Annotated in this window: 10 protein-coding genes; 4 read left to right on the forward strand and 6 right to left on the reverse strand. The window is 60.3% G+C overall.

Features of this window, described 5'->3' with window-relative positions; translation table 11 throughout:
* The first annotated feature begins 18 nt into the window (after positions 1-18).
* From ACIREA_RS15205 to ACIREA_RS15215, 3 genes are all read left to right on the forward strand, one after another.
* The gene (locus ACIREA_RS15205; protein ID WP_397383135.1) at positions 19-1,740 is read left to right on the forward strand and encodes an HD family phosphohydrolase; all 1,722 of its coding nucleotides are present in this window, start codon (positions 19-21) and stop codon (positions 1,738-1,740) included.
* Positions 1,740-2,180, forward strand: coding sequence for an rRNA maturation RNase YbeY (gene ybeY, locus ACIREA_RS15210; RefSeq protein ID WP_397383136.1), 441 nt, complete (start codon positions 1,740-1,742; stop codon positions 2,178-2,180). Before ACIREA_RS15205 ends, ybeY begins: the two co-directional genes overlap by 1 nt.
* A gap of 116 nt (positions 2,181-2,296) precedes the next feature.
* Positions 2,297-4,168: a hypothetical protein gene (locus ACIREA_RS15215; protein ID WP_397383137.1), complete on the forward strand. Its 1,872-nt coding sequence runs from the start codon at positions 2,297-2,299 to the stop codon at positions 4,166-4,168.
* Positions 4,169-4,274: 106 nt separating this feature from the next.
* On the opposite strand, the gene hisH is transcribed toward ACIREA_RS15215, so the two are convergent.
* The 5 genes from hisH to ACIREA_RS15240 all read right to left on the reverse strand — a co-directional run bounded on the left by hisH (position 4,275) and on the right by ACIREA_RS15240 (position 10,797).
* Entirely contained in the window at positions 4,275-4,895 is a 621-nt protein-coding gene (hisH, locus tag ACIREA_RS15220; RefSeq protein WP_397383138.1) for an imidazole glycerol phosphate synthase subunit HisH, read from the reverse strand.
* Entirely contained in the window at positions 4,895-5,497 is a 603-nt protein-coding gene (gene hisB / locus ACIREA_RS15225; protein WP_397383139.1) for an imidazoleglycerol-phosphate dehydratase HisB, read from the reverse strand. The genes hisH and hisB overlap by 1 nt, the downstream gene beginning before the upstream one ends.
* A 353-nt stretch (positions 5,498-5,850) precedes the next feature.
* Positions 5,851-7,272, reverse strand: coding sequence for a DUF1501 domain-containing protein (locus tag ACIREA_RS15230; RefSeq protein ID WP_397383140.1), 1,422 nt, complete (start codon positions 7,270-7,272; stop codon positions 5,851-5,853).
* A gap of 20 nt (positions 7,273-7,292) precedes the next feature.
* Positions 7,293-7,688 (reverse strand): hypothetical protein, encoded by a 396-nt coding sequence (locus tag ACIREA_RS15235; RefSeq protein ID WP_397383141.1) that lies wholly within the window; start codon positions 7,686-7,688, stop codon positions 7,293-7,295.
* A 37-nt stretch (positions 7,689-7,725) separates the two neighbouring features.
* Positions 7,726-10,797 (reverse strand): DUF1553 domain-containing protein, encoded by a 3,072-nt coding sequence (locus ACIREA_RS15240; protein ID WP_397383142.1) that lies wholly within the window; start codon positions 10,795-10,797, stop codon positions 7,726-7,728.
* A 136-nt stretch (positions 10,798-10,933) separates the two neighbouring features.
* Here ACIREA_RS15240 and ACIREA_RS15245 point away from each other — a divergent pair, with 136 nt between their 5' ends.
* A complete protein-coding gene (locus ACIREA_RS15245) occupies positions 10,934-11,779 on the forward strand; it encodes a helix-turn-helix domain-containing protein (RefSeq protein ID WP_397383143.1) in 846 nt (281 codons plus the stop codon).
* Between the two features lie 132 nt (positions 11,780-11,911).
* Here ACIREA_RS15245 and ACIREA_RS15250 read toward each other — a convergent pair.
* Positions 11,912-12,280: DUF1501 domain-containing protein (locus ACIREA_RS15250; RefSeq protein WP_397383144.1), on the reverse strand; the 369-nt coding region annotated here is incomplete at its 5' end.

Here is a 12,280-nt window from a genome sequence, read left to right on the forward strand (position 1 = left end):
CCCCCTATTTTTTAATCCATGTTCGAGTCCATTCGTCGTGCCCGCTTGCAACGCGAAGGGCTTTCCTGCGGTAAAACCCGCCGAAAGCACCAGGAAGGGGATCTGCTTGACGAGATGCGCACGCATCCGGCGGGCACGGTCGGGGCCTACGTCTTGTTTTTCGTTGGCATCGGCGTCCTGATGCGCCTCGGCACGCAGGTGGAGGCCGGACTGCCCGCCGTCACCTGGCTGCACATGCTTTACGCCGCAGCCATTGGCTTTGCCATGGTGGTGCATGAGCGCGTGGCGCTGCGGCATGATATCTGTGACAACGGCGTGCTCCTGCTCGTGCTGGGCACCATCTTCACCCACCTCGCCCTCGTGGTGCTCATGCTGGATCTGTCCTTCAGCCAGAGCTGGGGCAAGACGCTCAAGGCCATCGTGCTGCCCCATGCGTTTGGTCCGGTGGTGCTGTCGGTGATTCTCGGCCGCCGCATCGGCCTGTTTGGGGCCATTTACGCCACGCTTTTCGGGGTGCTGGTCTGCATTTCCATTTCTGCGCCCACGTACATGGCCACTTCGGCCCTGCTCGGCTTCACCGGAGTGCTCCTCACCAAGCATGTGCGCCGTCGCAACCGCCTCTTCATGGCAGGGCTCTATGTCGGGCTGGTGGCCATGGCTTATTCGCTTCTGCTGCATGAGGCCGCAGGCGTCATTATGGAGGAAAGAATCGGCCGCATGGTGGGCCTGCCGCTGCTCATCGGCATCGTCACCGGCATGGCCGTGGGCGGCTTGCTGCCGGTGATGGAAAGCGTCTTCGGCGTCACCACGGATGTGTCCTGGCTGGAACTCGGAGATTTGAACCACCCGCTGATGCGCCGCCTCAGCATCGAGGCGCCCGGCACCTACCATCACAGCCTCGTCGTGGCGAATCTCTCCGAAGCCGCTGCGGAGAAGATCGGTGCCAGCGCCAGCATGTGCCGCGTGTGCGCCTACTTCCATGACATCGGCAAGCTCAGTAAGCCGGAGTACTTCATCGAGAACATGGACCCCTCGGCCAATCCGCACGAGGACCTCACGCCGCGCATGAGTGCGCTGGTCATCATCGCGCACGTCAAAGACGGCGTCGATCTCGCCATCAAGCACAACCTCAACTCGCGCATCATCGACGTCATCGAGCAGCATCACGGCAACTCTCTGGCCTATTTCTTCTACCGTCAGGCGCTGGATCAGAAAGCCGAGGTGGAGCGTCTGGTGAAACAGTCCAAGGCCAAGGAAGACGACGTGCCGCAGGTGAGCGAGGAAACCTTCCGCTATCCGGGCCCGCGTCCGCAGTTCAAGGAATCCGCCATCATCTCCCTGGCAGACGCTGTGGAGAGCGCCTCCCGCACGCTGGACAAACCCAATGCCTCACGCATTGAGACCATGATCAACGACATCGTGCAGGCGCGCATGATGGACGGCCAGCTGGATGAATGTGATCTCACCATCGCCGAACTGGCCAGGATCAAGGCCAGCTTTGCCAAAACCCTGCTCAGCATGATGCATGGCCGCATCAAGTATCAGAAGGCCATCGAAGCCAAGCCTTCATCACAGCAGGCACATGTGCGGGATGAAGCCAGGCCCGTGCTGGTGGGCGATGAAGAAACAGAAGCCTCGGCAAAAATCGTCGAAGCCTCCTTTTCCAGTCCCGGTCCCGCTGCCGAGGCCCCCGTCAAGAAGCCCCGCAGCCGCAAATCTCCCCCAGCCTCCGCCGCCTGATGCCGCTGCCGAAGCTCCGCATTTACAACCGGCAGAAAGCCCACGCCATCCCGCTGCCCTGGCTGCGGCGCATCGGCAAAGCCGCGCTGCCCGGGTGCCTCGCCGCCCTCAAGTCACCCGACGCCCCGCTCGCTTCGCTGGAGGAGATTGAGATCACCATCGTCGATGACGCCGACATCGCCCGCGTGCACGCCGATTTCCTCGACGATCCCACCCCCACGGACGTCATCACCTTCCATCACGGTGAGATCCTCATCAGCGCCGACACCGCGTTGCGCCAGGGCACCGAGCACGGCCAGACCGTCGATCACGAAGTCGCCCTCTACCTTGTGCATGGCCTCATGCACCTCGCAGGGTGGGACGATCACGAGCCCGAAGAAGCCAAAGAGATGGCGCAGCGGCAGGAGGCTATTTTGAAGGCGGCACTGCCGACCGTCTAAATCGGCGTGTTGAGGATTGAGTCTCTTTTTTCGGTTAAAAAATCCGTGTAGGTAGTAGTCGATTTTTTTGCCAAAAAGATCTTCCCAAGCAACTCGGGGAATGCTAACCCCGGAGCATGCTTATCTGGAAAGGCCACGGAATATTGATCTTGGTGTTTGCCATCTTGGGCGCACTGCTGACGGGAATGGCGTGGGCTGCCGGCTACGCGGCCACGCATTGGGAGTGGATGCTGCGCATGCTGAAGCCTGCCAACGCCTGGGGCGTGGTGCTGGGAATCTGGCTGTACGGCAGGACGATCGGCAAGACGGTGATCAAGACTTACATCGACCCGGCCACGCACCAACAGGTGACGATCAAGAAGTCCCACACGTTGTTTTTCCTTTCGCCGATGATCTGGGCCGTGCTGATGGCTCTGATGGCCTGCATGGTCACGGTGGAGTCTTTCAACAAGCCGACGGATGAGCTCTTGAGCGAGCTGAAGTCAGGGGGCAGTTCTCCAGGGAGTGCAGCCTTCACGGAGGCGAATAATCTGATCGACATGGACAAGGGCAAGACGGCCTATGGAAACACGCCGGATGCAGAAAAGCTGGCGGCGGCTTTTTCCGAGATGGTCATGATGGGACGTGAGATGGGGGTGCAGAAGACAAAAAAGAAACCCACCATCAGCCTCTCCCACGGCAAGTTTTTGAGCTACTGCCGGATCAACCCGGACTCGTGCGTCTTCATGGTGCATGTGCCCGACCTGCGCAAATTCACCGAAGACGCGAAGCGGTACATGGTCGGAATGGCCTGGACGGTGGCCAGCCTGCAAGCGGCCGAGTTGAAACCACGGCCCAAGCGCATTGCGGTGGGGGTGCGCGGAGCTTTCCTGTATGACGAGGTGGTGGAAGGGCCTGTGACGGATGCAACGACTCAGGCGGCGAAGGAGTCGGATGAAAACTGGGAGGCGGGCATCGAGCGGCGCTACTCCGGAAGCGATGCGAAGAAAAGACTGGAGACCTACTTTGAACCTCACGCAGCTGGAGCAGTGCTGCCGGTGCTGGACCAGACGGACGAGCCGGAGGGCAAGGCTGCCAATGCAGCACCTCAAAAGGCCGCACCAGAAAGCACGCTTGCTGCCACCAAGCCCACGAAAGCTCCGCAGGGGAAACTGGAAGTGCTGCTCGAATGGTTTCCCACCACCAAGGCCGGAGCAGTGGCGGCCAATGATGACTCGATAAACCAGGTGGCGCTGAAGTATGCCGGATTTGTGCATGACCGGGTTTCCCTCAACCCGGCCCTCGGTGGCATGGCGCTGCCAGAACCCTGCTTCTCCGCCTACATTCACCTGCGTGATGATACGGTGGCTTTCCTCCTTGCGCTGCCTGCCGGTTCTGACCTGCCTGAAGCCGCGCTCAAGGTCATTCAAACCGAGGCCTGGCTGGCGGCAGCGACGGTTGCGTCCCAGATGTCGCCCTTGCCCGTGCGGATTGCCGTCATCACTTTCAACGAGGGTGCCATGGACATGACTCGCACCGGCTCGCCAAGGAACAAACAGGGAACAGACTGGATCGTGGAGCAGGAACTGCTCGGCACGGAGGGCAAAGATCTGCTGGCTCCTTTTGTGGCAGCGTCCTCCAAGCCTCTGATGACCGTGAAGTCGCCCCTGACTCTGCAGAATCCCGTGAACTCAGTGCTGGCAACCAATCGGCATGTCAAAGCTGCGCCACCGGTGTCTGCAGCGCCAGTTGTGGCGGCGGCTCCTGCACCTGCGCCTGCCGCAGCACCCGCTCCGGCTCCTTTGCTGCCTACTCCAGTGCGTGACTGGAAAGACACCTCCGGGCGCGTGATGCAGGCCTCGCTGGAGAGCTTCACCACACCCGCGAAGGATGCGGGCCGCTTCAAGCGTGCGGATGGCCAGGCCTTTGAGGTGCCGTTTTCACGATTGTCTGTGCAAGATCAGGAGTTCATCCGTGGCATTGCAGCGCATTCAAAGACGGCACCGTAGCAGGGAAACGGATTGGCCGCAAAGAGTCACAAAAAGGAACAAAAAACTGATCAAGATCAGATCTGTTTTTGCGGATTCTTGCGTCTTTTTGCGGCCAACGAATGCCTTACTGCTCCAGCACCTTCAGCGCATTGCGCAGCAGCGTGAGTCCAGCCTCCTGGCTTTTTTCCGGGTGGAACTGCACGGCCACGAGATTCTTTTTGGCGATGCCGCTGATGAAGCTGACGCCGTAATCGGTGCGGCAGAGGGCGAGGGACTCGTCCTGCACGTCCGGGTAGTAGGAGTGCACGAAATAGACGTATGTAGGGTTGGGCAGGCTGGCCCACACGGCAGACTGCTCGGGTGCCCATTGGGCGACGTTCCAGCCCATGTGGGGGATCTTGAGGCCGCTGTCGGGGGCGAACTTGCGCACCAGACCTTTGGCCACGCACAGGCCTTCCACGCCGGGTGATTCTTCGCTGCTTTCAAACAGGAGCTGGTAGCCGAGGCAGATGCCGAGGTAGGGCTTTTCCGCCTTCAGCCAGGCCTGCAGGGGCTCCCAGAGGCCGGTTTCCTTGAGGATGCGGATGGAGTCGCCAAAGGCACCCTGGCCAGGGAAGACGAGGACATCGATGGCATCGAAGTCTTCCGGCTTGGTGACGAGGTTGGCATGGGCGTCGATTGCATCAAAAGCATTCAGCACGCTGCGGAGGTTTCCGCCGCCGTAATCAAGCACTCCGAGTCTCATCACAGGACGTCCTTCGTGCTTGGGATGCCGGTGACGCGCGGATCATGCTTGGTGGCGGCATCCAGTGCGCGGGCAAGACCTTTGAAGATGGCTTCGGCCATGTGGTGCGCATCGCGACCACGGCGGATTTCGACGTGAAGCGTCGCCAGCAGGCTGGAGGAGAAGGCGCGGAGGAATTCTTCCACAAGCTGGTAGCTGAAGCGGTTCACACCGCCGATGGCCTCGACGCCTTCAGGCGCGTGATAGCTGAGGAAGGAACGGCCACTGAGGTCGAGCGCGACTTCGGCGAGGGTTTCATCCATGGGGAGAAGCCAGAAGCCGTAACGGACGATGCCCGCCTTGTTGCCAAGGGCTTCGCGGAAGCAGTTGCCGAGCACGATGCCGGTGTCTTCGACCGAGTGGTGGTAGTCCACCTCGATGTCGCCCACACATTTCACCTTGAGATCGAAGAGGCCGTGCTTGGTGAACAGCGTCAGCATGTGGTCAAAGAACGGCACTCCGGTGTCGATCTGCGCTTTGCCGGACCCGTCGACATTGAGTTCGATCTCAATGTCGGTCTCGGCGGTTTTGCGGTGCTGCTTGGCGGTTCTGGCTTGGCTCATTGGGGGAGGGGCAATGAACACGCGTTTCCCCGTAGTGCAACCGTCTCGGTGGCGGTTCTGGCCGTGGTCCTGCCCGTGGTCCTGCCCGGAAGTACGATGGGCACTCCTGCCCGTCGGTCAGCGTGTGGCAAACACTCTGGGCATGCGTATGACCTGTGGGCAAACGGGATGCTTCGCTGAGGCGAGTGCTGTGAAGGAACTCGTGCCCGATGGCAGTCTGCGGGAGCGCTGATCGACAGACAAGAGTGTCTATCGTACCTGCCCGGAAGTGCGATGGGCACTCCTGCCCGTCGATCAGCGTGCGGCAAACACTCTGGGCATTCGATATCTCATTTATTCGTGACTATCGGGTGTCAGGCGAGAAGGCCCTTCACGACTTTGCCCGCTATGTCCGTGAGCCGGTAGCGGCGACCTTGGAATTTGTAGGTGAGGCGTTCGTGGTCGATGCCGAGGAGGGACATGAGGGTGGCGTGGAAGTCGTGGATGTGCAGGCCGTCTTTGACAGTGTTGTAGCCGAAGTCGTCGGTCTCACCGTAGACGGAGCCTGCCTTGATGCCGCCGCCGGCGAACCAGGCGCTGAAGCAGCGCGGGTGATGATCGCGGCCGAAGTTGGTGCTGATCTTCCCTTGGCAATAAGCCGTGCGGCCAAACTCTCCGCCCCAGACGACGAGGGTGTCATCCAGCAAGCCGCGTTGTTTGAGGTCCTTTACCAATGCGGCAGCGGGCTGGTCGGTTTCTTTGCAGAGCTTGGGCAGGGCACCGGGCAGTCCGCCGTGGTGGTCCCAGTCCTGATGGTAGAGCTGGATGAAGCGCACGCCTTTCTCCGCAAGACGACGCGCCTGCAGGCAGTTCGCGGCAAAAGTGCCGGGTGTTTTCACATCCGGCCCGTAGCTTTCGAGGATGTGCTGCGGCTCATCGCTGAGGTCGGTGACTTCGGGGATGCTGGTCTGCATGCGGAAGGCCATCTCGTAGTGGTCGATGCGGTTCTGAATTTCGGCATCGGGGGTTCCGGAAAACTGGTGCTCGTGCAGTTCCTTGAGGCGGTCCAGCATGAGCCGGCGGCTGTCGGCGCTCACGCCTGCGGGATTGCCGAGGTAGAGCACGGGATCTTTGGCGGCACGGAAGAGCACGCCTTGATGCTTCGTGGGCAGGAAGCCGCTGCCCCAAAGGTGGGAGCCGAGGGGTTGGCCGCCTTTGCCTTTGGTGATGAGGACGGTGAAGGAAGGCAGGTTGGCATTCTCCGCGCCAAGCCCGTAGCTGAGCCATGAGCCAATGCTGGGACGTCCTGCGATTTGGGATCCGGTTTGGAAAAAGGTCACGCCGGGGCCGTGATTGATCGACTCGGTGTACATCGAGCGTGCCACGCAGATGTCGTCGGCGATGCTGGCGGTGTGTGGGAGCAATTCGCTGAACCAGCCGCCGGCCTGACCGTGTTGGGTGAACTTGAAGGGAGAGCCGACCATGGGGATGGAGGACTGATTTCCCGACATGCCGGTGAGTCGCTGGCCCCCGCGCACGGAGTCGGGAAGCTGCTCGCCGTTTCGTTTGTTCAGCAGCGGCTTGTAATCGAACAGGTCCAGGTGCGATGGGCCACCGGACATGAAGAGGTAGATGATGCGCTTGGCCTTCGGCGCAAAGTGCGTGCCGCCGAGAACGCCGTGGTCGGCAGGTTCGGAGCCCTGAGCGAGCAGCTCATTCAAAGCGATGCCGCCGAGGCCCATGCCAAAGCGGTTGAGGAGTGTGCGGCGGGTGAGTTGGGAAAGGTTTGTATTCATGCTTGAGCCACTGGTTTGAATTACGGAGCAGTGTCGGTGTGTGCGGCGGGGGGCGGTGTTTCCTTTTTTGAGGACGGTGACCTCACAATTACTCCCGTGGTCCGGCCGCATTCGTCGCAGGAAGTGATGAATAGTGCAATAATCGCCGCCAGCCAGTGGGGCAGTCTGGACAAAGATTGGAGCGTTAGTTGTGCTTTTCCCTTGGGTGCATTTGCATCCGCACGATGCAGGTAACTGATGCATTTGCGTTCTGGGCTGGGAGCTAGAACCTCATTTCGCTCGTTCGCGGTCATTGCTGACAGATTGTGCACATGAAGCTGGCAGTGTTCGCAGTAGCGGCGCTTCTCATCGCCGACCATGGACTCCCATTTCACCGGGCAGGGTTTTTCAATTGCGGGAACGAGATTGGCTTTCATCGGATCAGTTTATAGAATCTGTTTGGAGGAAGCAATCTCACCGCTTCACCACGCACGCATCGTGGTTGAGCAGCGCTTGCGCGAGGACTGCAGCAGCGGCGGCTTCAGGAAGGGGGATGGCGGCATCACGTTTGGCGTTGCCTGTTTTGAGCAGTTCTTCAGCTTCTTTGGGCACCGTTTTGAAATGGGAGAGCTGCTCTTGGTAAAGCTGGGTGCAGATCTGAATTTCCTTCGCATCGGGTTTGCGGCTGAGGCAGCGGAGGAAGCCGAGTTCGATCATCTTGGGGAGGTCGCCTTTGGTTTCGAGGTGGAGCTTTTCGCCGAGGACGCGGGCGGCTTCGACGTACTGCACGCCATTGAGGAGGATGAGGGCTTGGAGTGGGGAGTCGGTGCGTTCGCGTTTGGAGATGCAGACGGCGCGGCGTGGGGCATCGAAGGCGACCATGGCGGGTGGTGGGCTGGTGCGGCGCCAGTTGGTGTAGATGCTGCGGCGATAAACGGCATCGCCTGCGCTGGGGCCCATGGGCTTGAAGGCTTCGGTCATTTCATAGGGATAGACAGGTGCGCCGCCCATGGTGAGTTTGAGCAAGCCTGCAGCGGCCAAGGCGTTGTCGCGGATCATTTCGGCAGGCAGACGGAAATGCGGGCCGCGCGCGAGCCACTGGTTCTCGGGATCGTCGGCCATGGTCTTGGCATCGGCGATGCTGCGCTGGAGGTAGACCTTGCTGGTGACGATCTCCTGAATCAGCTCCTTCACATTCCAGCCGCTTTGAATGAATTTCATCGCGAGGTAATTGAGCAGCTCCGGGTGCAGGGGGCGCTCGCCCTGGCTGCCGAAGTCTTCCGTGGTCTTCACCAGTCCGCGTCCGAAGAGGCTGAGCCAGATGCGGTTCACGGTGACACGGGCCGTGAGGGGATGATCGGGCGCGGTGAGCCACTGCGCATAGCCGAGACGGTTCTTCGGTGCGTTTTTGGGGAAGGGGGGCAGGAAGGCGGGAGTGGCAGGGCCGACTTCGTCTCCGCGTTTGTCATACTCACCACGGGTCAGGACGTAGGCCTTCTTGGGCTGTGGCAGTTCCTGCATGACCATGATTTCCTTCTGCGCATCGGCAAAGGCGGTGACCTCTGCGCGTGCGGCTTTGAGTTCAGCGAGCAGCGGTTCCAGCTTGGCATCAAAAGGCAGGGAGAGGTCGCGATTGAAAAGGCGCAGGTCATCCACCAGGCCGTTTTTGAAGCCGCGATCGCGCATGCGCTCGCCGAGGCTGATATTGTCATGGCCACCGCCGGTGATGTTCTTGGTCAGGTGGTCTTTGATGATGTCCACGGTGGCCAGTTTGCCATTGATGAAGATCTTCAAACCGGAGGCGCGGCTGCTGCCGTCGTTGGTGACAATGACCTGTGTCCATTCATTCAGCGGCACCTTGGCCTGTGTGCGGATGGAGATGGCATTGCCGGGCCAGAAGTGAATCAGCGACCACTTGATGCGGCCGTTTTCGATGAGGAGTTCGTAGCCACGGCTGGCGGCATCTGTCCACGCCTGGGAGCGATGCAGCACCACGGCGCGGTCCTTCTCATCTGGGGTTTGCAGCCAGAGGGAGATGCTGAAGGGATCGTGGCGTTGGAAATTTCCCAGTGGGGTGTCCACCGAGTCATCGCCAGTGAACTGGATCGCGCTGCCAAGTTTGCCGGAGACGAGTTTGTTTTCGCCTTTGAGGATCGCCTCGGGGCCCGGAGGTGGAGCCTTGGTGTCTTTCTTTTTCTGGGCGGGTGTTTTGTCCTTGGCGTCTGCGACGACCTTTGGCTGCGGAGGAGCGGGCGGTGGCGCGGGATGAAGGGAGTCGGCGAGTTTGTTGCCTTTGAGTTCGTCGAAGGTGAAATGGGCGGTCTGGCCTTCGAGGGATGCGGGGATGCAGTCGCGGAGTTCCAGAGTTGGGGCAGGAATGCCCACGTTACTTAGCTTCGCTTCCAGCGCGGCCACCTTTGCGTTTAGCGTCGCCATCTTTTCCTTGGCGGGTGCGTCCATCATCATGAGCGCGGGCGTGGGTGGGGAGGGGGTGAAGAAGGAATAGAGTCCGGCTTCGTCTATGTTTTGAAGCATGGAAAAGAGGCCGTAATAATCCTTCTGCTTGATGGGATCGTACTTATGATCGTGGCAGCGCGAGCATTCGAAGGTAAGGCCGAGGAAGGCGGTGGCGACGGTTTGCACGCGGTCGGCAATGTATTCGACGCGATACTCTTCCTCGACGCTGCCGCCTTCGTTTTCCTGCTGGTGGAGGCGGTTGAATGCGGTGGCGATGATCTGTTCGTCGGTGGGGTTGGGCAGGAGATCGCCTGCGAGCTGCCAGGTGATGAACTGGTTGAAGGGCATGTTCTCGTTGTAGGATTTCACCACCCAGTCGCGCCAGGGCCAGACGTCGCGTTCGCGGTCCACCTGAAAGCCGTAGCTGTCCGCGTAGCGGGACACGTCCAGCCAGTCCACCGCCATGCGCTCGCCATAGTGGGGCGAAGCGAGAAGGCGAGTGACAAGATGCTGGATGCTTGATGCTGGATTGAACTCGTGTTCGGTGACGAAGGCGCTGATTTCCTCGGGTGATGGGGGCAGGCCGGTGAGGTCAAAGCTCAGACGACGAATGAGGGTTTCGGGTGTGGCTTCCGGCTGCAGTTTCAAGCCAAGCTCTGACAGCCCGGCGGTGGCGATCTTGTCGATGCTCTGATCCTTGGTGGATTCAGGCTTCAAGGAAATGAAGGCCCAGTGAGCCTCATACTCCGCGCCTTCGTTGATCCATTGCTTCAAGATGGCGATTTCAGCGGGCGTCAGATCGCCGAGCTTGGACTTGGCCGGTGGCATGTGATCATCGGCATCGGTGGTGAGGACGCGCTGGATCAGCTCGCTCACCTCGGCTTTGCCGGGCAGGAAGGCTTTGGCCTCGACGGCGGCATCGCGCTCATCGAGTCGCAGATCGGCTTCGCGCTTCTTGGGATCGGGCCCGTGGCAGAAGAAGCATTTGTCCGAGAGGATGGGCCGCACATCGCGGTTGAACTTCACCTTCGCGGGGGCTGCCGGGAGCAGGGCGGGGAAGGCGAGGAGGAAAATGAGAAGCCGGTGCATGAGTGGAAGGATGCTGCCAGAACAAACGGCGGCCGCCTATGCCTCTTTATGGATGTTTTGTGTCTTATTCTGCTGCTGGAAGTGAGAAAAGCTGGTGAAGGAACCCTGCTTTGGCGTATCTGATTCCAGACAACGCATGCCGATCCGCCGCAAATATCTGAACTACACCACGCCGTGGGGCGTGGATCTGGCGCGCGTGGCGCAGTCGGGCTGGACACCGTTTTTGATTCATGAGAGCGGCTATCAGCCGGCGCTGGAGGATTGGAATCATCAAGGGGTGGATTCGCCGTTCTGGCGTTTTTATTACAATCCGAAGCCGGGTTGCCACCTCGTTTTTGAGGGACGCAAGATACTGCTGGGGCCGAAGTGTGCGGTGCTGATTCCAGCGGACACGGTCTTTGACTGCTGCGGCCCGGTGAAGGCGAGCCACTTCTGGCTGCACTTCACCACTGCGAGACCGGGTGTGTCGGTTTCTGCGGCTCCCATCGTCATCGCGGTGGATGATGTGCTGAGTGCGATGCTGAGCCAGATGATTGCGACGCATCGTGAGCCGCCTGCTGAATTGCGCGATCATCGGCTGCATCATTTGAGCGCTGCGCTGCTGCACATGGTTTTTGCCTCCTTGGAAACAGACGCGCCGCCGGTGATGCCTGAGCGGCTTGTTGAAGTGCTGGCGCTCATTGCGCGTGCGCCTCACAGCAGGCTGACGAATCCTTTTTTAGCGGAGCGTGCGGGGATGAGCGTGGAGCGATTCATCCGCGCTTTTCGGGAGCACACCGGTCAGACCCCGGCGGCGTATGTGCTGAGCACGCGCCTGCGTCTCGCAGGCGAGGCGCTGGCGCTCACGGATAAGACGATAGAGCAGATCGCCGTGGAGTTTGGGTTTCCGAACCGGCATTACTTCAGCCGCATGTTTGCGCGGCAGGTAGGGTGCGGGCCGTCGGAGTTTCGGGCACGGCAGAGAGGGAGGAAGGGGCAGTGAGAAGCGGACGGAGAGTTGACCACGGAATACACAGAATATACGGAATCAGAACCCTGCTCTGCTTTCCGTGTTTTCTGTGTATTCCGTGGTTAATCCAATGGGTGCTGGATCGTGGTATGTTGACGAATTGAACTAAGCCAGCACACCCTTCACCACATTCCCGGCGATGCCGGTGAGGCGCATGTCGAGGCCCTGGAACTTGTAGTTGAGGCGTTCATGATTGATGCCGAGGAGGTGCATGAGGGTGGCGTTGAGATCATGCACGTGCACGGGATCGCGGACGATGTTGTAGCTGTAGTCGTCGGTTTCGCCGTAGGTGGTGCCTTTCTTGATGCCGCCGCCGGCCATGAAGAGGGAGTAGCAGCGCGGGTGGTGATCGCGGCCGTAGTTCGTAGCGGTGAGGGTGCCCTGAGAGTAGATGGTGCGGCCAAATTCGCCGCCCCAGACGATGAGGGTGTCATCGAGCATGCCGCGCTGTTTCAGATCTTTGATGAGAGCTGT

The sequence above is a fragment of the Prosthecobacter sp. genome (assembly GCF_044373815.1).
Lineage (GTDB): Bacteria > Verrucomicrobiota > Verrucomicrobiia > Verrucomicrobiales > Verrucomicrobiaceae > Prosthecobacter.